The organism is Streptomyces sp. 2-1, assembly GCF_048564895.1.
Taxonomy (GTDB): Bacteria; Actinomycetota; Actinomycetes; order Streptomycetales; family Streptomycetaceae; genus Streptomyces; species Streptomyces phaeochromogenes.
On record NZ_CP183383.1, the window covers coordinates 2170574 to 2189471 of the forward strand.

General features: G+C 71.3%; 20 protein-coding genes. 10 read left to right on the forward strand and 10 right to left on the reverse strand.

Translation table 11 applies throughout. The annotated features are described in order from the left end of the window. Positions 1 to 86: 86 nt before the first annotated feature. Both ACN20J_RS09555 and ACN20J_RS09560 read right to left on the reverse strand, forming a co-directional pair. Positions 87 to 488, reverse strand: coding sequence for a DUF3037 domain-containing protein (locus tag ACN20J_RS09555; RefSeq protein WP_190232586.1), 402 nt, complete (start codon positions 486 to 488; stop codon positions 87 to 89). Continuing rightward, positions 485 to 1252 carry a HipA family kinase gene (locus tag ACN20J_RS09560; RefSeq protein WP_419665708.1) on the reverse strand — a complete coding sequence of 256 codons (768 nt, stop codon included), beginning with the start codon at positions 1250 to 1252 and terminating at the stop codon, positions 485 to 487. The genes ACN20J_RS09555 and ACN20J_RS09560 overlap by 4 nt, the downstream gene beginning before the upstream one ends. A 51-nt stretch (positions 1253 to 1303) precedes the next feature. On the opposite strand from ACN20J_RS09560, the gene ACN20J_RS09565 reads away from it, so the two are divergent. Next, complete coding sequence (locus ACN20J_RS09565; RefSeq protein WP_419665709.1) at positions 1304 to 3409, forward strand: prolyl oligopeptidase family serine peptidase; 2106 nt, start codon at positions 1304 to 1306, stop codon at positions 3407 to 3409. A 99-nt stretch (positions 3410 to 3508) separates the two neighbouring features. Next, positions 3509 to 3958, forward strand: coding sequence for a Rieske (2Fe-2S) protein (locus tag ACN20J_RS09570; RefSeq protein WP_190232583.1), 450 nt, complete (start codon positions 3509 to 3511; stop codon positions 3956 to 3958). Here ACN20J_RS09570 and ACN20J_RS09575 read toward each other — a convergent pair. Further along, positions 3945 to 4595: a cysteine hydrolase gene (locus ACN20J_RS09575; RefSeq protein WP_189845278.1), complete on the reverse strand. Its 651-nt coding sequence runs from the start codon at positions 4593 to 4595 to the stop codon at positions 3945 to 3947. The two genes, ACN20J_RS09570 and ACN20J_RS09575, sit on opposite strands and share 14 nt — an antisense overlap. Positions 4596 to 4741: 146 nt before the next feature. Here ACN20J_RS09575 and ACN20J_RS09580 point away from each other — a divergent pair, with 146 nt between their 5' ends. Further along, positions 4742 to 5209, forward strand: coding sequence for a pyridoxamine 5'-phosphate oxidase family protein (locus ACN20J_RS09580; RefSeq protein WP_190232582.1), 468 nt, complete (start codon positions 4742 to 4744; stop codon positions 5207 to 5209). Positions 5210 to 5337: 128 nt separating this feature from the next. On the opposite strand, the gene ACN20J_RS09585 is transcribed toward ACN20J_RS09580, so the two are convergent. Further along, positions 5338 to 6240, reverse strand: a complete 903-nt coding sequence (locus ACN20J_RS09585) for a LysR family transcriptional regulator (protein WP_189845280.1) — start codon at positions 6238 to 6240, stop codon at positions 5338 to 5340. 75 nt (positions 6241 to 6315) lie between these two features. Between ACN20J_RS09585 and ACN20J_RS09590 the strand changes: the two genes are divergently transcribed. Next, on the forward strand, positions 6316 to 7320 hold the full coding sequence (locus ACN20J_RS09590) for a DMT family transporter (RefSeq protein WP_189845281.1): 1005 nt from the start codon (positions 6316 to 6318) through the stop codon (positions 7318 to 7320). A gap of 74 nt (positions 7321 to 7394) precedes the next feature. On the opposite strand, the gene ACN20J_RS09595 is transcribed toward ACN20J_RS09590, so the two are convergent. Beyond that, on the reverse strand, positions 7395 to 8726 hold the full coding sequence (locus tag ACN20J_RS09595) for an aminotransferase class I/II-fold pyridoxal phosphate-dependent enzyme (RefSeq protein WP_419665710.1): 1332 nt from the start codon (positions 8724 to 8726) through the stop codon (positions 7395 to 7397). A gap of 90 nt (positions 8727 to 8816) precedes the next feature. Here ACN20J_RS09595 and ACN20J_RS09600 point away from each other — a divergent pair, with 90 nt between their 5' ends. Both ACN20J_RS09600 and ACN20J_RS09605 read left to right on the forward strand, forming a co-directional pair. Then, a complete protein-coding gene (locus ACN20J_RS09600; protein ID WP_362304648.1) occupies positions 8817 to 9494 on the forward strand; it encodes a pyridoxamine 5'-phosphate oxidase family protein in 678 nt (225 codons plus the stop codon). Continuing rightward, complete coding sequence (locus tag ACN20J_RS09605) at positions 9494 to 10138, forward strand: FMN-binding negative transcriptional regulator (RefSeq protein ID WP_419665711.1); 645 nt, start codon at positions 9494 to 9496, stop codon at positions 10136 to 10138. The genes ACN20J_RS09600 and ACN20J_RS09605 overlap by 1 nt, the downstream gene beginning before the upstream one ends. A gap of 132 nt (positions 10139 to 10270) precedes the next feature. Here the strand turns inward: ACN20J_RS09605 and ACN20J_RS09610 are convergent, their stop codons facing one another. The 3 genes from ACN20J_RS09610 to ACN20J_RS09620 all read right to left on the reverse strand — a co-directional run bounded on the left by ACN20J_RS09610 (position 10271) and on the right by ACN20J_RS09620 (position 13165). After that, positions 10271 to 11233 carry a DMT family transporter gene (locus ACN20J_RS09610; protein WP_189845285.1) on the reverse strand — a complete coding sequence of 321 codons (963 nt, stop codon included), beginning with the start codon at positions 11231 to 11233 and terminating at the stop codon, positions 10271 to 10273. A gap of 297 nt (positions 11234 to 11530) precedes the next feature. Continuing rightward, complete coding sequence (locus ACN20J_RS09615) at positions 11531 to 12541, reverse strand: EamA family transporter (RefSeq protein ID WP_189845286.1); 1011 nt, start codon at positions 12539 to 12541, stop codon at positions 11531 to 11533. Between the two features lie 90 nt (positions 12542 to 12631). Continuing rightward, entirely contained in the window at positions 12632 to 13165 is a 534-nt protein-coding gene (locus tag ACN20J_RS09620; protein ID WP_246575737.1) for a Clp protease N-terminal domain-containing protein, read from the reverse strand. Positions 13166 to 13361: 196 nt separating this feature from the next. On the opposite strand from ACN20J_RS09620, the gene ACN20J_RS09625 reads away from it, so the two are divergent. Together ACN20J_RS09625 and ACN20J_RS09630 are read left to right on the forward strand one after the other, a co-directional pair. Next, a complete protein-coding gene (locus ACN20J_RS09625; protein WP_189845307.1) occupies positions 13362 to 13550 on the forward strand; it encodes a hypothetical protein in 189 nt (62 codons plus the stop codon). Between the two features lie 211 nt (positions 13551 to 13761). After that, the gene (locus tag ACN20J_RS09630) at positions 13762 to 14190 is read left to right on the forward strand and encodes an SRPBCC family protein (RefSeq protein WP_189845288.1); all 429 of its coding nucleotides are present in this window, start codon (positions 13762 to 13764) and stop codon (positions 14188 to 14190) included. Between the two features lie 123 nt (positions 14191 to 14313). On the opposite strand, the gene ACN20J_RS09635 is transcribed toward ACN20J_RS09630, so the two are convergent. Next, positions 14314 to 14958: a PadR family transcriptional regulator gene (locus ACN20J_RS09635; protein ID WP_189845289.1), complete on the reverse strand. Its 645-nt coding sequence runs from the start codon at positions 14956 to 14958 to the stop codon at positions 14314 to 14316. Positions 14959 to 15200: 242 nt separating this feature from the next. Here ACN20J_RS09635 and ACN20J_RS09640 point away from each other — a divergent pair, with 242 nt between their 5' ends. Further along, positions 15201 to 16019 carry a PhzF family phenazine biosynthesis protein gene (locus ACN20J_RS09640; protein ID WP_419665712.1) on the forward strand — a complete coding sequence of 273 codons (819 nt, stop codon included), beginning with the start codon at positions 15201 to 15203 and terminating at the stop codon, positions 16017 to 16019. Positions 16020 to 16099: 80 nt separating this feature from the next. Here ACN20J_RS09640 and ACN20J_RS09645 read toward each other — a convergent pair whose 3' ends face one another. Then, a complete protein-coding gene (locus ACN20J_RS09645; RefSeq protein ID WP_190232576.1) occupies positions 16100 to 16900 on the reverse strand; it encodes a CPBP family intramembrane glutamic endopeptidase in 801 nt (266 codons plus the stop codon). 196 nt (positions 16901 to 17096) lie between these two features. Between ACN20J_RS09645 and ACN20J_RS09650 the strand changes: the two genes are divergently transcribed. Then, entirely contained in the window at positions 17097 to 18866 is a 1770-nt protein-coding gene (locus ACN20J_RS09650; RefSeq protein ID WP_419665713.1) for a substrate-binding and VWA domain-containing protein, read from the forward strand. Positions 18867 to 18898: the final 32 nt, after the last annotated feature.

Here is an 18898-nt window from a genome sequence, read left to right on the forward strand (position 1 = left end):
TGAGCGACCGCTTAGTACCTTCAGCAGACGAGACGCTAGAAGCCTTGGCACCCAGTGTCAACGGCCTGCTGGGCCGGTGTGAGCCATTACCTGACCAGCAGGTCGAGCAGCCGCAGCGCCTCGGCGGCGGGATCCGCCGTGAGCCCGGTGTGCACAGGCCCCGGCTGGACGACCGTGGAGCGGGGCGCGATCAGCCAGCGGAAGCGCCGCCCGGCGTCGTCGCGCGCGGCCTGACCCGCCGCCGCTCCCCCGGCGCAGACGCTCTCGACGGCCCGCAGAGCGGCGCGCACCCCGGGCGCGTCCGCCTCCGGATCGAGGGCCCGCAGCTTGGTCTCGTCGAGATGGGTGTGGGCGGCGACGAAGGACTTCGCGCGGCAGTACACGAGCACGCCCGCGTTGAAGTACTCCCCCCGCTCGACCCTCGGCACGACCCGCAGCAGCGCGTACTCGTAGACATCGCGGCCGTCACGGCCGTCGCGCTCGCTCACTTGGTGCCCTCCTGGCTCGTCCGGACGCGCTCGTGAACGGTGGCGGCGCGGGCGAGGAGCGGCTCGGCGTAGGCGCGCCTGAGCGCGTCCGTCGACTCGAACCCCGGCTCGTCCCGCAGCCACTCCTCCGGGATCGCCGCGGTCACCTCGGCGAGCAGTTCCTCGGTGACACGGGGCGCCAACTCCGCGGCGGCGGAGGCGATGTCGGGGCGGAACGGCGCGAGTGCGTGGTCGGAGGCGTCGTACGGCTTGGCCGCGGAGGCCGTCGCGCCGGGCCAGTTGTGGTGCCAGATCATGGTGGCGCCGTGGTCGATGAGCCAAAGGTCGCCGTTCCGGACCAGCATGTTAGGGTTCCGCCACGATCGGTCGACATTGTTGACCAGCGCGTCGAACCAGACGATTCTCCCGGCTTCTTCCGGGCTCACCTGGTGCGCGAGGGCGTCGAAGCCGATCGCCCGGGAGAGGAAATCCATCCCGAGATTCAGCCCCCCGCTCGACTTGAGCAACTCCTGCACTTCCTGGTCCGGTTCACCGAGCCCGATGACCGGATCGAGCCCGATCGTGACCAGGCCGGGTACGCGCAGGCCCAGGCGACGGGCGAGTTCACCACACACGACCTCCGCGACGAGGGTCTTCCGCCCCTGTCCGGCGCCGGTGAACTTCATGACGTACGTCCCGAGATCGTCGGCCTCGACGAGCCCCGGCAGCGAGCCGCCCTCACGCAACGGCGTGACATAGCGGGTCGCGCTGACTTCCTTGAGCATCGCCCCAGGTTACTGGGGCGTTCCCCGTCCACTCGCACGAAGGGATCACCTGTGACCGCCGAAGACCTGCCCCTGCAGCACGCCCGTACGAAACGCTTCTCCCTCGGTGTGCCGCGCGGCTTCACCGTCTCGCCGGACGGCGACCGCGTCGTCTTCCTGCGCACCACGAGCGGCCGGTCCACGACGAGCCTGCTCTGGCTGTACGAGAACGGCGAGGAGCGGCTGCTCGCCGACCCGCGCGCGCTCGGCGACGACGGCGAGGTCCCGGAGGCCGAGCGGATCCGCCGCGAGCGGGCGCGCGAGACGAGCGCGGGGATCGTCTCGTACGCCGCCGACGAGGCCGTCCGCCTGGTCGTGTTCGCCCTCTCGGGCGCCCTGTGGGCCGTACGCACGGACGAGGGCGTCCCGCGCCGGATCCCCACCGCGGGCCCGGTCGTCGCCCCGCGCCCGAGCCCCGACGGCTCCCGCATCGCGTACGTGAGTGACGGCGCCCTGCGCGTAGTACGCATCGACGGCACGGCCGACCGCGCGCTGGCCAGGCCGGAGGGCCCGGAGATCACGTACGGGCTCTCCGATCACGTCTCGGCCGAGTCGCTGCACCGCACGCGGTCGTTCTGGTGGTCGCCGGAAGGGGATGCGCTGCTGGTGGTGCGGGTCGACAACTCCCCGGTCCAGCAGTGGTTCATCAGCGATCCGGCGGACCCGACGCGTCCCCCGCGCGCGATCCGGTACCCGGCCGCGGGCACCGCCAACGCCGAGCTGTCGCTGCACGTGGTGGGCCTCGACGGCGAGCGCGTCGAGGCGCGGCTCCCCAAGGAGGCCTCCGAGGCGCATCCGGCGGGCGAGTGGACCGACCCGGCCTTCGAGTACGTAGTACACGCGGCCTGGGACGAATCCGGTCCCTCCGCCGTCGTCCAGACCAGGGACCAGCGCTCGGCGTATCTGCTCCGGATCGGTGCCTCCACGGGCCTGACCACGACGCTCCATCACCTCCGGGACGCCGCCTGGCTGGAGTTCATACCCGGAACCCCGGCCACCACCGCCACCGCCGGTCTCGTCCTCACCACACAAGAGGGCACGCGCGGACTGCTGTTGACCGGGACGGGCGTGCGCACACCGGAGGGCATGTACGTCCACGAACTGCTCGGTGTGGTGGGCGACCGGCTCTACTTCACGGCGTCCGAGGAGCCGACGGAGACGCACGTCTGGTCGTACGACCCGGAGAAGGGCTTCGAGCGGCTGACCGACGAGCCGGGCGTGCACCGCGCCACCATCGGGGGCGACACCGCCGTCCTGGACAGCACCACCCTCGACGGGCAGACGGTGACGGTGCATCGGGACGGCGGACCGGCCGGGCGGATCCGGGTGCTGGCCGAGCGTCCCGTGACCGAGCCGCGCCCCCGGTTCCTGATCCTGGGCGAGCGGGAGTTGCGGGCGGCGCTGTACCTGCCGACGTCGTACGAACCGGGGGCGGGCCGGCTGCCCGTGATCGTGCACTCGTACTCGGGGCCCGGCGCGCAGAAGGTCGTGCAGGCCGCCGCCTGGCACCACGCCGTGAACCAGTGGTTCGCCGACGAGGGCTTCGCGGTGCTGTGCGTCGACGGACGGGGCACTCCGGGTCGCGACCGGGCCTGGGAGACCGCCATCCACGGGGACCAGCTGATGCCCGTGATCGAGGACCAGGCGGACGCCGTACGCGCGGCAGGGGAGCTCTTCCCCGAACTGGACACGGGACGCGTGGCCATCCGGGGCTGGTCCTTCGGCGGCTATCTCGCGGCGGGGGCCGCGCTGCACCGGCCCGACGTGTTCCACGCGGCGGTCGCGGGCGCGGCCCCGACCGATCTGCGGCTGTACGACACGCACTGGAAGGAGCGGTTCATGGGCCACCCGGACGTCCAGCCGGAGAACTACGAGCGCTGCTCCCTGGTGGCCCACGCGCACAAGCTCACGCGCCCCTTGATGCTCGTACATGGGATGGCCGACGACAATGTGGCGCCCGCACACATGCTGCGGTTCTCGGCGGCGCTGCTCGCCGCGGGACGGCCGCACACCGTGCTTCCGCTGCCGGGAGCCACGCACTCGGTGACACAGGAGGGCGTGATAGACACCCTGCTCAGGCTGGATCTCGATTTCATCAAGAAGTCGCTCAATTCCTGAACCGCCTGAACTGCGCGGGTGACGAACCCGTACCCCCTGTTGGATCAACACACAACTTCACAAACGCGCATCTGCACATCTGTGGAAGGGACCGCCACTATGTCCAGCGAATCGCTCAAGCCTGCGCCGATGCTCTGTCGTCGCACTCTCCTGGCAGCGCTAGGCGGGGCGGGTATCGCCGCCACGCTGACCGCCTGCGGGGGCTCCGACGACAGTTCGTCCGGCTCCTCCGACGCTTCCGAGTCGTCGGGCTCCGGCGGAGGCGCGGCGCTGGCCAAGACCACCGACATTCCGGAGGGCGGCGGCAAGATATTCGCCGACCAGGGTGTGGTCGTCACACAGCCGACGGCCGGTGAGTTCAAGGCCTACTCGACGGTGTGCCCGCACCAGAAACAGCAGATCAACAGCGTCGCCGACGGCACCATCACCTGCCCCGCCCACGGCAGCCAGTTCAACGCCACGGACGGCAGCGTCAAGAAGGGGCCGGCGACCAGTGGCCTCACCGCCGCCAAGATCACCGTCAGCGGGGACTCGATCACGCTCGGCTGACCCGGCGGGGTCGCTTGAGACAGGCCAGTACCTCGTCCGTGGTGGCGATGGTGGCCACCAGGGCGAGCGTGTTGCGGATCATCGCGGGGGTGTAGTCGGAAGGCACCCCCGCGATGGCGTCGCTGGGGACGACGACGGTGTAACCGCGGTTCACCGCGTCGAACACCGCGTTGGGCACGGCCACGTTGGCGGAGACACCGGTCACGATCAGCGTGTGGCAGCCGAGGTTGCGCAGCAGCGCGTCGACATCGGTACCGGCGAGGGGCGACAGTCCGTGCAGACGGCGTACGACGAGATCCTCCTCGGCGACCTCGATGGGCGGCGCGACACGCACCGCGGTGGTCCCCGACAACTGCCGCACCGGCAGACGTTCGGCCGCGCGGAACAGCCGGGCGTTGTGGTTGGCCCCCCGTCCGTCGGGGCGGCGCTCGGCGACCGCGTGCATGACCTGTACGCCGCTCTCGTGGGCCGCCGCGACGAGACGGGCGACCTGGGCGAGCGCGCCCGAGGCACGGACCTCCTTCGCCAGTTCGGGCAGCGCGCTGTCCGGGCCGACGACACCCTGCTGGCACTCGACGGTCAACAGGACCGTGGTCGCGGGGTCGAGGAGTTCGCTGAGCTGCTCATACGACGGCATGGGCTTCCCCCTGTCACGGGCGGTCCCCGGACCCTGCGCGGCCCGGTCGACCTGGTCTGCGGTGGCGGGCGAGCGTAGCCACCATTGCGTACGGAAGGAAGACGGCCCATGCTTTTCTGACGCCACGTCAGAAATGAGGGAACCGTATGGCTGTCACTCAGCGCCGGGGCCGAAGGATCATGATGACACCCGACGAGCTGGACGAGTTCCTGACCACCCAGCGCACCTGCCGGGTGGCGACCGTGTCGGCCGACGGCGCCCCGCACGTCAGCACGCTCTGGTTCGTCTGGGACGGCAAGTCCCTCTGGCTGTACTCGATCACCCGCAGCAAGCGCTGGGCCGACCTGCGCCGCGACCCACGCGTCGCCGTGGTCGTCGACACCGGCGAGGAGTACGGCGACCTGCGGGGCGTCGAACTCTCAGGCACCGTCGAGTTCATCGGCGAGGCCCCACGCACGGGCGAGCCCCACCCCGAACTCGACTCCGTGGAGCGCCTGTTCGCCCGCAAGAACTTCGGCCTCGACGAAATGCCCCACGACGGCAGACACGCCTGGATGCGCCTGGCACCGGAGGCATCGGCGTCATGGGACTTCCGCAAACTGGCTGCACTGTGAGGAGGGCGGCATACGCCCCTTAAGGGGCGCGTGGTGCCGCTTCGCGAGGGTAAGGGGGGCGCCCCTTTTTTTGGGGGGCGCGAGGAACCGCGCACCCAGCCACAACCAACCCGCACTCAAAAACCGACCTAAGAAACCCGCACCCCCGCGGAGCGCAACGCATCCACAGCGGCCCGGATCGCGGGCCGCCGATCCGCATCGGCCCGCCACACCGCATACACATGCCGCGTAACACGCGGCCGAACCGGCACGGTCCGCACCCCGGCCGGAACAGGATCCCGCCCGAGGCGAGGCGCCACGCACACCCCGAGCCCCGCCGCGACCATCGCAAGCTGCGTGTGATGCTCCTCCGCCCGATGCGCGATGACCGGCTCGATCCCCTTGCCGCGCAACGTGAAGAGCAGCCACTCGTGGCAGAACTCCCCCTCGTCCCAGGCGATCCACTCGTCGTCGACGAAGTCCTCCAGGTCCACCTCCGAACGATCGGCGAGGCGATGCCCGACAGGCAGCGCCAGATCGGTGGGGTCGTCGAGAAGCGAGGCCTTGACCAGACCGTCCGGCAGCGGCAACGGCTTGTTGTACCAGTCGAGAACGACCGCCAGATCGAGGTCGCCGCGTGTCACCCAGGCGACCCCGATCTCCGGCTCCAGCTCACGCGAGCGAACCCGCAGCCCGGGATGCTCGGCACGCAGCGAGGCAAGGGCCGTGGGGAACAGCCCGCGCGCCGCCGTGGGGAACGCGGCGAGCCTCAACTCCCCCATCACCTGCCCGCGCTGCGCCTCCAGGTCGGACTGGGCGAGCTCGACCTGGGACAGGATGCGCGCGGCATGGTCGGCGAGCAGCCGCCCCGCGTCGGTGAGCCGCACCCCCCGCCCGTTCTTGGCAAGCAGCTGCTGCCCGACTTCCCGCTCCAGCTTGGACATCTGCTGGGACACGGCAGAGGTCGTCACATGCAGCCCCTCGGCCGCACCGCTGACCGAGCCGTGCCGGGCCAGGGCGTCGAGGGTACGCAGGCGCTCCAGGTTCAACATGTAAGCAATACTACGAGGTACCGCGAGAAAAATCTCGCTTGTGCTACGAGATCACGATCCGTCATCGTGGTCGTCATGAGCGCCGCGACCGAGCCCCAGACCTCTCCCGTCCCCTTGTCCACCGCACCTCCGGGCTCGCTCCACACCGCCCCGCCCCTTCGCCCTCGCCGGGCCCTCGACTGGCGCCTCCGCTTCGCCGGTCTGTCCCTGATCTGGGGTTTCAGCTTCCTCCTCATCAAGGTCGGCACGAACGGCTACGCCCCCTTCCAAGTGACGTTCGGCCGCCTGCTGTTCGGGACGCTCGTCCTCGCAGTCGCCATCGCCTGGAAGCGGGACCGGCTGCCGCGCGGAGCGCGCACCTGGGGGCACCTGGCGGTCTCGGCCCTGCTCGTCAACGCCCTGCCGTTCTCGCTGTTCGCGTACTCCGAGCTGACGATTCCGTCCACGCTGGCGGGTATCTGCAACGCGACCTCGCCCCTGTGGGGCATGGCCCTGTCGCTGGTCGCCCTCTCCGAGGACCGGCCCACCCGCCGCCGGGTCGCGGGCCTCGGCATCGGCTTCCTCGGCGTGCTGACGGTGCTCGGCGTCTGGCAGGGCTTCCACGGCCTGGACGCCGCGGGCACGGCGATGGCCCTGCTGGCGTCGCTCAGTTACCCGATCGGCTGGATCTACATCCGCCGTACGCTGGCCGGCTCCAGCCACTCCAACCTGTCACTGACCGGCGCCCAGTTGCTGCTGGCGACGGCCCAACTGGCAGTCGTCACCCCGCTGTTCACGACACTGCCGACCCACTTCCCGCTCATTCCGCTGCTCGCGATCATCGCGCTGGGCACGCTCGGTACGGGCCTCGCCCTGCTCATCCAGTACGGTCTGGTCGCCGAGGTCGGTCCGACGACGGCCCAGATGGTCACGTACTTCATCCCGGTCATCGCCACCGCCGCGGGCGTCGCGATCCTCGGCGAGTCGCTGGCCTGGTCGACACCGGTGGGCGCGGTCATCGTGCTGGCGGGCGCGGCACTCACCCAGTCCAGGCCCGCCAGACCCGCCAGACCTGCCAAGCCCACCAGGCCCAAGCTCTGAGCCCACCACGCGACCGCGTCACCAGATCGCCAGGTCTCCGGCTCACTGACTGACCGGCTCACCGCGTCCCCGCCTCAGACGTACCGGCGCTCAGGTGCCGGCCCGACCGCGGCGGCGACCGCGTCCGCCAACGTCCCGACCTCGTCCGGCACGAGGGTCGAGACGGTGATCCGCAGCCCCGGTGGCGCGTTCATCCGGAAGCGGGCCCCCGGAGCGACGGCCCAGCCCGCGTGCAGCAGCCGCGCGACGGCCCCGGTCTCGTCCGGCACGGGCACCCACACGTTCATCCCGCTGCGGCCGTACGCCTCGACGCCCCGCTCCGCGAGCGCGCCGATCAACGCGTCCCGCCGCCGTCCGTAGGCCGCCGCCACGACCCGCTCGTCCACCGCGCCGTCGGCCCACAGTCCGGCAACGGCCCGTTGCAGCAGCCGGCTCACCCATCCCGGCCCCAACCGCTGCCGCCCCTGGACACGGTCCATGGTGACGGGGTCGCCGGTGAGCACGGCGAGCCGCAGATCGGGCCCGTACGCCTTGGCGACCGAGCGCAGGAACGCCCAGTGCCGGGTCACGCCGGCCAGCGGATTCAGGGGCAGGTCGACGATGCGATGCCCGTGGTCGTCCTCGACGAGCAGGGTCTCCGGGTGGTCGGCCAGCACGGAACGCAGGGCACGCGCGCGCGTGGCGCTCACCGCGGCGCCGGTCGGGTTCTGCGCACGGTCGGTGACGATCAGGGCCCGCGCCCCGCCCTCCAGCGCGGCACGTACGTCGTCGGGCAGCGGCCCCTCCTCGTCGACGCCGACCGGAACCGCCCGCAGCCCGAGCGCCGGGATCAGATCCAGCACACTGCGCCAGCCGGGATCCTCGTGGGCGACGGCGTCACCGGGCCTGAGGTGCACGGCCAGCACCCGTTCGATGGCGTCGAGCGACCCCGAGGTGACCACGACCGGCCCGTCCGGCACGCCGTCCGCGTCCAGGTCCGCACGCGCGAGGCGCGCCAACTCCGGCTCCACGGCGGCCTCTCCGTAGAGCACCGGCTCCCGGTCCGCGTGGGCCCCGGCCGCCGCGAACACCCCGGCGAGCGCGGGCAGCAGGGCCGGATCCGGATTGCCGTCGGTCAGATTCCGTACACCCGGCGGCACGTCCAGGCGGGAGATCTCCCGGGCGGTCGTCACCGGCTTGGACCGTACGCGACTGCCGCGCCGGCCCGCCGTCTCGATCACCCCGCGCTCACGCAGAGTGCGATAGGCCGCCGCGACGGTATTGGGATTCACCCCGAGCCGACCCGCCAACTCCCGCATCGGCGGCAGCAGTTGACCGGGCTCCAGCTCCCCCGAACCCACCGCACGCTCGACGCTGGCCGCAATCTCAGCTGCGCGTCTACCCTCGATCCGATACTCTTCTAGCACAAAGCAGAGTATGCACTAGTGCAATAAGCCGCGCAAGGCGAGCACGGCGTACGAGCAAGAACACACGACGACGCAGACCTGGAGAGCACCATGACGGAGACGGCCGCCCCGCACCCCGCCACCTACACCCCGACCGACCGCACCGTCCCCACGCGCTCCAAGGAGCGCGCCGCGTACGACCACGAGATGGTGCACTCGATCCTCGACGAGGGGTACGTCTGCCATCTGGGCTTCGTCCGTGACGGGGCGCCGGTCGTGCTGCCCACGCTGTACGGGCGGGTCGGCGAGCACCTCTATCTGCACGGCTCGACGGGTTCGCGCCCGCTGCGGATGGCGGGACAGGCCGACCCCGGTCTGCCGGTGTGCGTCACCGTCACGCACGTCGACGGGCTGGTGCTGGCCCGCTCGGCCTTCCACCACTCGATCAACTACCGCTCCGTGGTGGTGCACGGCGTCGCCCACCAGGTGACGGACCCCGCCGAGAAGCGGGAGGCCCTGGACGCGCTGGTGGACCACGTGGTGCCCGGCCGCTCCTACGACTCCCGGCCCGCCAACGCCAAGGAGCTGGCCGCCACCGCCGTGCTCCGCCTGGACCTCGCCGAGGTCTCGGCCAAGCTGCGCACCGGCGGCCCGAACGACGAGCCCGAGGACCTCGGCCTGCCGCACTGGACCGGAGTCCTCCCCCTCCGCAAGGGTTACAACGCACCGATCCCCGCCGCCGACCTCGCCCCCGGGATCGAGGTCCCCGACTACCTGGCGGTCCTCTGATGCTCGTACATCCCTGGGACGCGCCCCAGGACGACGCCGAGTGGCAACAGTGGCTGGCCGTCCACGACTTCGGCCAGCTCTCCGTGAACGGCCTGCCCGGCGAGCCGCCGCACGTCCAGCCGATGCACTTCGTCCACGAGGCCGAGCCCGGGCCGTACGGACTGGTCCTGGCCCACCTGGCCCGCCCGAACCCGCTGTGGCCGGCGCTCGACGCGAACCCGGTCGTGACCCTGAGCGTGGTCGACGACTACGTGTACGTGCCCGGCCCCTGGCAGGCTCCGCCCGACTCCCCGCCCGAGCACGGCACGCCGACGAGCTTCTACGCGGCGGTCCAACTCCGGTGCACCGCCAACGTGGTGGACGACCCGGCGGAGAAGGCCGAGCTCCTCAACCGCCAGCTCGGCCACTTCCAGCCCGAGGGCGGTTCCGCCCGTGCGACGGTCGGCGAGGCCCCGTACGGCCGTCTCCTCGCCGGGATCCGCGGCCTGCGGCTCGAAGTGACGGACGTACGGGCGAAGTTCAAGTACGCGAATCACCGGCCGGAGGAAATCCAGAACCGTGTTGTGGCCGAACTGACCACAAGAGGCGGTCCGCGTGACACGGCGGCGCGGGAACACCTGCTGCGGCGACGCGGCAGCAGGTGACGCCGAGTTGGCACGGACTCCCTCACAGGTGACCGGCCGTGTGGACCCTACGGGGCGGGGCCCACACGGCCGGTACCGACGTTCTCCGGTGCCCGCGGATCCTCTGCCCGCGCAGTTTCTGCCCGCGGATCCTCAGAGCAGCGCCGGTTCCTCCTCGGGAGCCCGCCGCGCGGCCCTCGTGCCCCGCGCCTCCGCGAGCGCGAGTCCCGCCACCGACCCGAGCATCAACAGCGTGCCCACGACCGTGGCCGCGGTCAGCCGCTCGCCGAGCAGGGCGACGGCCAGGACCGCCGCGCTCACCGGTTCGAGCAGCATGATCACGGAGACGGTGGCCGAGCGGACGACGGCCGCGCCCGCGAAGTACAGGGCGTAGGCGAGGGCCGTCGGGACCGCGGCGATGAACGCCAACAGTGCGATGACGCGGGCGGGTTCGGCGGTGTGCGGCACCAGCCCCTCGACGAGCCCGAACGGCAGCAGACACAGGGTCGTGACGGCGAACGCCCCCACCGTGGTGGACGACACGTCGGTATCGCCGTCGCGCCCCCACCAGCGGGTCAGCAGCGTCATCACCGAGTACCCGACGGCGGACACGACCGCGAGCGCGACGCCGGCCGGCCGGACCGACGCGTCACCGCCGCCCAGCACGAGCACCGCGAGCCCGGCGAGCGCCCCGGCGACGGCGGCGTATCCGGCGCGCCCGAGCCGTTCTCCCATGGTCAGCCGCGCTCCCAGCGCGATGAGTACGGGACCGGCGCCGAGGGTGACGACGGTGGCCACGGCGAGTCCGGTGGCCTCGACGGCGGCGAAGTACGCGGTCTGGAAGACCGCGAGCCCCACGCCCGTGGCTCCGGTCCGCAGCAGCCTCGTACGAAGGTCGGGGCGTGCGGCGGGGCGTGGCCGGCGCCGGAGCGACCGGACGGCGAGCAGCAGGGCGAGGCCGCCCGCGCAGCGCCAGAAGGACAGGGCGACGGGGCCCATGTCGCTGGCGCGGTAGACGAGTGAGGCGACCGCGCCCGCGGTGCCCCAGGCGGCGCCGGCGACGGTCAGATAGAGGAGGCCTCGCCCGATGGGCAGGCCGGAGACAGCATGCGACACGTGTTCTCTCCGCAGATCCGCAGAAGTTCGGGAAAGGACCACGTCACGCGCCGCACGAGCGGCACACCGGCCGGACAGGGCGTACAAGCCTCGTCAGGCGGGTGAGTCGCCGCGACCAGGTCGACCGCAACCACGTCGGTCGCGATCAGGCCGGTCGTCCCGGCGCGGATGGTCCTCGGACTTCATCCGCGGGCAGCACCGTTCCGCCCGACCAGTGGCCGGGCGGTGATTCCGGAGGGCCCGCCTCAGGCAGCCGGAGGCGGAAGAACGAGTGCGCTCGAATGCATGATCGCGAGCCTAGACGGCCGTGCCTCGCGCCGACAACTCCCTTTCGGCGTCGCCCGTGCCGCCCGCCACCGGTGTCTGCGAGGCCTTGGCGGGCGTGGACGACTGGGCGATGAAGGCGCCGCACAGGACGACCGCGCCGCCGATGATCTGCGGCGCCGACAGGTGCTCGCCGAGCAGGATCCAGGCGAGCACGGTCGCGATGACCGCCTCGAGACAGGCCACGACGCCTGCCACCTGCGGCGAGAGCCTGCGTACGGACTTGACGCCGGTCACGTAGGCGACGACGGTCGCGATCAGCACGATCCAGCCCAGCAGCAGGGAGGCCGCGACCGCCGTGCCGTCCATGTCCGCGGTGCCCCCGAGCACCGACCAGTCCATGCCCCACGGCCGCGCCACAACCGTCAGGACGAGCGCGCCGACCAGCAGTCCGTACGCGATGACGCCGAGCGGATCCGGGGCCTCCTCGCCCGCGTCGCTGCCCTGGTCGGACAGGACGAAGTAACCGACCTGGCAGCAGGCGGCGCCGAGCGCGAGCAGCAGCCCGAGGACGTCGAAGCTCAGCCCCGACCACACCTCGACCACGCAGGCGAGACCACCGACGGCGAGGACGACCCCTAGGGCCGCGGCACGGGTCACCGGCCGCCGCTGCACGAACCGCACCCAGCCGAGGACCAGCGCGGGCGCGAGGTACTCGACGAGCAGCGCGACCCCGACGGGTATGCGCGAGATCGAGGCGAAGTAGAAGGCCTGGACACCGGCCACGGCGAGCAGTCCGAAGCCTGCGAGCAGCGCCGGCCGGCTGCGCACCAGCCCCCGGTGGCGCACGGTCAGCGGAAGCATCACCAGCGCGGCTCCGGCGACCCGCAGCCACACCACGTCCAGCGGGTCGAGCCCCGCCTCGATCAACGGCTTGGCCGCGACACCGGATCCCCCGAAGGCGACCGCCGACGCGAGCGCGAGGCCGAGCCCGAAGCCCCTCCCGCGGTTGCCCTGACTGCTCTCAGACGTATGCACCGGCACATGATGACAGGCGACGACATGAGCGTCACCCCCAATGACACCTGTCTCACCGAGTGGACCGGCGACGCCCCCGCACGCCCCGGTCCCGGCTCAGGCCTCGATGCCCCGGCCCGCCGCGGCGTCGATCCGCGCGAGCAGCACCGGCACGTCGACCCCCGCGCGCCCCAGCACCTCCACCGCCCGCGACTCGGGTTCGGCGACGATCGCCGCGAGCAGGTCGACCGCACCCGCGCGTTCGTCGCCCCGGCGCAGGGCCCGCTCACCGGCGACCTCCAGGGCGCCCGCGGCCACCGGCGACCATCCGTCCTCGGTCACCACGGGTATGGCACCGGAGTCCTCGACGGAGCTCTGCCAGCGGAGCCCGTAGCCGATGCTGCGCTGTACGAGGTAGCCGAGCAGCCGGGCGACCTGCGGGCCGCTCTCGAAGGCCTCGCGCACCTCGGGATCGGACTCCAGGAGTGTGTGCAGGAGATGGGCCGTGTCGATCTGCCGGTCCCCGTCCCGCAGCGCCCGTCTGCGCGCACCGATGACCACCGCTGCCAGCTCCGCGCTGAGCCGGGCCTCGATGTCCACGCGGACCGGGTCGTGCCCGGCGGCCTGCTGGTGGGAAGTACGGGATTGCACATCCCTTACCCCATCAGTCCCTTCGGATCGAGTCATCCTCGCGGGGAAGCATTCTCGCGTCCGACACAGGGTGGGCATGGCTGTCCGGCTCCTCCTCCTTACGGATGACATCACGCCGTTTCCCCCGATGGGCGCGCGCCGCCTTGCCCTGCGCCCCTCGCGCAACCGCATCGCACCGGCGCTCGTCCAACGCATCATGGAGAGCAGGTGCTGGCTGGTGGTCCTGCCGGCCATCGACGGCAGGCAGTACGCGTACCGGGTCTACGCCCCCGAAGACGCGCTGCTCGCCGACCTGTTCTGGGACGCCTGGCACTGCCACGACGAAGGGCCGTATCCGCGCGCGTGGGACCTGTTCGACGCGGCGGTGATACGGCGGGTGGACTGAGCGCCCGCCACGAGCGCCCGGCCCCTGCCGCCTCCGGGCCTCCCGTCTTCGCACCCCTCCCCCTCTCCGAACTCCTCCCCTCGCCGCGCTTCTCCCGCCTCCACACTTCCTGGCGGTTCATCAGTATTGAATGTTGAGGGACCTGCGGCTACGTTCCGCGACACCGTAGCCAGCTGCGCCCGGCGCAGCACCCGAGACGAGGGGTGGTCGCATGGCCGAAGTCAGCGCGGAAGCACGGATAGAGGCGCCCGCCGAGAAGGTCTGGGCACAGCTCACGGACTTCTCCTCGTACGGCGAGTGGAACTCCACCCACACCAACTTCCCGAAGGGCGGTCCCGAGACGCTCGAAGTCGGCGGCACCTTCGAGGAGAACATGAAGATGATGGGTTTCCCCGCCGAGGTCAACTGGACCATCGAGGAGGTGGAGGCCGCCCGCACGCTCGCGATCCGCGGCAAGGGCCCGATGGCCGTGGTCGTCGCCACGCGCTACACGCTGACCCCCGACGGCGAGGGCACGACCGTCCGTATCGACGGCGAGTTCACGGGCGCCGCCGTCTCACTGATGGCGGGCAAGCTGAAGGACTCGGCGACGGCAGCCCTGAACGAGTCCCTGCGCAAGCTGGGCGGGCTGGTGGCCTAGAGCCGCACCGGAGTCGCCCTGAGCCGGCCCGGAACGGGCCGTCACACATTCGGCGTCACCCACTCCACGTCACACGCTAAAGGGGGGTACCTCGAAGTCGAAGTACCCCCCATTGGCGGACCATCAGTCCTCGTCGGCGAGGATCAGATACAGCTTCTTGCGCGCGTCGTTGATGACGGTCAGCGCCTTCTCGCGCTGCTCCTTGCTGCCGGTCTTCCAGACCTGCCCGAACGCCTCCATCAGACCGAAGCCGGCCTGCCGGATGTCGCTCAACGCCTCCCAGTCGACCCCACGCCCGGCGTCCTCCCAGGGCGCGTCGGGCCCCTCGTCGGCCGCGGTACGGCCGGCGTCGGTGAGCGAGAACAGCTTCTTGCCACCCTCGGTCGCACTGCTGATCAGCCCCTCGTCCTCCAGAAGCTGAAGGGTGGGGTACACCGAACCGGGGCTGGGCTTCCACGCCCCGCCACTGCGCTCGGCGATCTCCTGGATCATCTCGTAGCCGTGCATCGGCCGGTCCTTGAGCAGGGCCAGGATCGACGCGCGTACGTCGCCCCGCCGTGCCCTGCCGCGCGGTCCGCCCCGGCCTCCGCGCCCGCCCCAGGGGCCCGGGCCGAAGCCGGGACCACCAAAGCCGGGTCCGAAGGGACCGAAGGCGGAACGCCGGCCCTCGAAGCCACCCCGACCGGGGTGTCCGGGTCCGCCGCGTCCGCGGCCACGTCCTTCACCGGGGCCGAACCCCGGTCCGTATTCCTCTCCATGGGAACGCATCGCAATCACTCCATTCGATCGTTGATCTGTCGCGATGCGTCAACGATATATCGGAAGGGTTCGGTCGGCAAGGCCCTCCGCCGAAGAGTCGATGAAAGGGGGCGATGAAAGGGGGCGTCACCGCCACGCCCGCGCGTCCACGAGCCCCATGGCCCCATGGATCCCCCCACGCCCCACCACCGGTCCACCCGCCCCGGATTGGCCTTGGCTCCGGCCTCTGATCAGCGCCTAGCGTCTGCCCCATGCGGATTCGAATCGTCGACGCCTTCACCGACCGCCCCTTCGCCGGCAACCCGGCCGGGGTCCTCCTCCTCGACGCCTCCACGTCCTTCCCGGACGACGCCTGGCTCCAGAACGTGGCCCTGGAGGTCAACCACGCCGAGACCGCGTTCGCCCACCCCCTCCCGGCGGGCGGCGAGGCCGACTGGGCGCTGCGCTGGTTCACGCCCGCCGCCGAGGTGGCGATGTGCGGCCACGCGACACTCGCCACGGCACACGTGCTGGCCACGACGGGCGCCGCACAGGGACCCGTACGGTTCGCGACCAGGAGTGGCGTGCTCATCGCCACGCCGCACGACGACGGTTCGATCACCCTGGACTTCCCGACGGCCCCGCTCACTTCGGTCGAGGTCCCGCAGGGCGTCGCCGAGGCACTGGGGGCCGAGCCGCTCAGCGCCCATGACACGGGCCCGAACGTCGGCGACCTGCTGATCGAACTCGCCGACGAGAAGACGGTCCTGGGTCTCTCCCCCGACCTCGCGTCCCTCGCCCGCTACTCAGAACGCGGCATCATCGCCACGGCCCGCGCCGCGGAGCCCGCCGAGGGCTACGACTTCGTCTCCCGCTGCTTCTTCCCGAACATCGGCATCGACGAGGACCCGGTCACCGGCAGCGCCCACACCGCCCTCGCACCCTTCTGGTCCGAGCGCCTAGGACGCACCGACCTCACCGGCCGCCAGGCCTCGTCCCGCTCCGGCCTCGTACGGACCGAACTCCGCGGCGACCGCACGCTGCTCACCGGCCGCGCGGTCACCGTCATCGAGGGCGAACTGCTCGCCTGAGCAGCGTGAAGGGGGCGTACGAGATCTCGTACGCCCCCTTCGCGCTGTTCACGCGCCCCGCTGCTCACGCTTCCCGCTGTTCAGGCGGTGGGCAGCCAGTCGACCTTCCCCGCCAGCAGCGCGTACCCGACGAACGCCCCGATGTCGAGCAGTGAGTGGGCGACCACCAGCGGCCCGACGCGGCCCCAGCGGCGGTACAGGTAGACGAAGACCACGCCCATCACCATGTTGCCGATGAACCCGCCGATGCCCTGGTAGAGGTGGTACGAGCCGCGCAGCACCGAGCTGGCCGCCATGGCGCCGACCGGTGACCAGCCCAACTGGTCGAGGCGGCGCAGCAGATACCCGACGACGATGACCTCCTCCAGGACCGAGTTCTGGATCGCGGAGAGGATCAGTACCGGGTACTTCCACCACACCTCGGGCAGCGCCTCGGGCACCACGGTGAGGTTGAAACCGAGTCCGCGGGCCGCCAGATAGAAGGCGATGCCCGAGCTGCCGATCACCGCGGCGATCGCGGCACCCCGGGCGAGGTCGGGCCACGGACGGGTGCGGTCGAAGCCGAGCGTGCGCAGCCCCTTCCCCTCACGCAGCAGGAAGTGCGCGACGAGGGCGACCGGCACCAGCGCGGAAGCGATCCCGAACAGCTGCCACGCCAGATCGAGCCAAGGACGGCCGGGCGCTGCCGAGGCGTTGAGCGTGGCCGCCTGGTCCTTGAGACCTCCCGGCTTGGTGACCGAACCGACAAAGCTGATCAGCGCGGAGACGCCGCTGGCCCCGAGCGAAACGCCCAGTACGAGCAGCGTCTCGTCGCGGAGAATCCGCCGCGTCGGCCGGTCCTCGGGAAATGAATCAGCCACCGACCCTGCCTCCACGTGCACTCCTGCCTCCAGTTGAGCAATCCCGCCTCATCCCCATCTTCGCCCCGCTAGGGTCTCGAAAGAAGTTGCGAAGATCGTGCGCGACAAGCCGTCCGGGGAACGGACGTCCTGCGGGCGCTCCTCCCCCGATGCCGTAGCATTCGGCCATTTCACGGCTTCAACGACTCCGGCTCGACCAGGGAAGGGCACGACCGCCATGGGACGTCACAGCTTGCCCGACGGGTTCCGGACGGGCGCCACCGGCCCCCGGCGGCGCGCGCGGCGCCGCAACGTGGCGCTCGCGACGGCCCTCGTGTTCGTCCTCGCCGCCGGCACGGCGGCCGCGGTCGAGGGCGGCGTGCTCTCCTTCGGCTCGTCCTGCTGGGACAGTGCCGTACGCCTGAGGGTCGTCGCCGCTCCCGGCATCGCGCCCGCGCTCAAGGACGCGGCCGGCTACGCCCGCGACAACGACGTGACGTCCGACGGCAGTTGCCTCGACGTGCAGGTGACCGCACGGGAGGCGTACCAGGTCACGGACGACCTGCGGTCGAAGAAGAAGGGCGCCACCGACTTCGAGGCATGGGTACCGGACTCGGGTGTGTGGGTGAACCGGATCCTGACGGACGGCAAGTCGATTCCGGTGACGCCCGCGGGCAACGTCGCCTCGTCACCCGTCGGCGTCGCCATGATCCCGACGGCCGCGAAGTCGCTCGGGTGGCCCCTCAAGACGTACAGCTGGACCGAGCTGGCAGACGCGACGACGAAGAGCGAGCAGCTGAAGCTCGGGGCCGGCGACCCGTCGCGCAGTGCCACAGGGCTGCTCGCCCTGAGCCGGCTGACGAAGGCGGTGGGCAAGGCCAAGGACGGCGACATCCTGGCGGCGGCCACCGCGAAGGCCCTCTCGCTGCGCGCCTCCGACAGCGACAGCCAGGCCCTGGACACGCTGCCGCGGGACCTCTCCGGCACCGAGCAGGGCAACCCGAAGCGCAACCAGGCGCTGATCCTCTCCGAGCAGGCGACGTTCGCGTACAACACGACCGCGGACAGCGGCGACGATCTCGACCTCTTCTACCCGAAGGACGGCTCGCCCCTGCTCGACTTCCCGTTCGCGCTGGTCGACGAACCGGCGCTGACCACGGACGAGAGCCGGGCCGCACTGCGGTTCATGACCCTCCTCGGCGAGCCGGACGGACGCCGGATCCTGGAGAAGCACGGCTTCCGTACGGATGACGACGACATCCCGGACAAGCTGGTGACCCGCGCCGGCGGTCGCGCCCCGCAGCCGTACAAGGAGCTGCCGGAGGAACCGGTCACGGACAAGGAGATCGAGGAGGCCCTCGGCATGTGGACGATCACCGTGCGGAGCACCCGGCTCACCACGGTCGTCGACATCTCCACGTCCATGTCGAAGCCGGTGCCGGGCACCAGCGAGTCCCGTATGGAGGTGACCAAGGCGGCGCTGTCGCAGGCTCTGGCCACCTTCACCCCGGAGGATGAGGTGGGGCTCTGGACGTTCTCCAGGAAGGTCGACGGCGACCGCGACTACCGCGTGCTCGTCCCGACCGAGCGGCTGGGCGGCCGGGCGGCCGGCAGCACCCAGCGGGACCTCCTGTCGGCGGCCTTCGACAGCCTCAAGCCGGTCAAGGACGGCGCCACGGGCCTGTACGACACCACGCTGGCGGCGTACAAGGAGGCCACGGCCTCCTACACGAAGGGCAAGTTCAACGCGCTGGTGCTGCTGACCGACGGCGTGAACGAGGACCCGGGGAGCGTCTCGCGCTCCGCCCTCGTCACCCAGCTCCGGAAGCTGACCGATGCGGACCGCCCGGTACCGCTGATCGCGATCGCCGTGGGCCCTGAGGCCGACAAGAAGGAACTCGACGAGATCGCCGAGGCGACCGGGGGCTCGGCCCACCTGGTCACGGACCCGTCCCAGATCCACTCGGTGATCCTGAAGGCCGTCGTACGGGCCGGCGACCAGCGCTGATCACCTGCTCACCGCCCCACCGCACATCCACC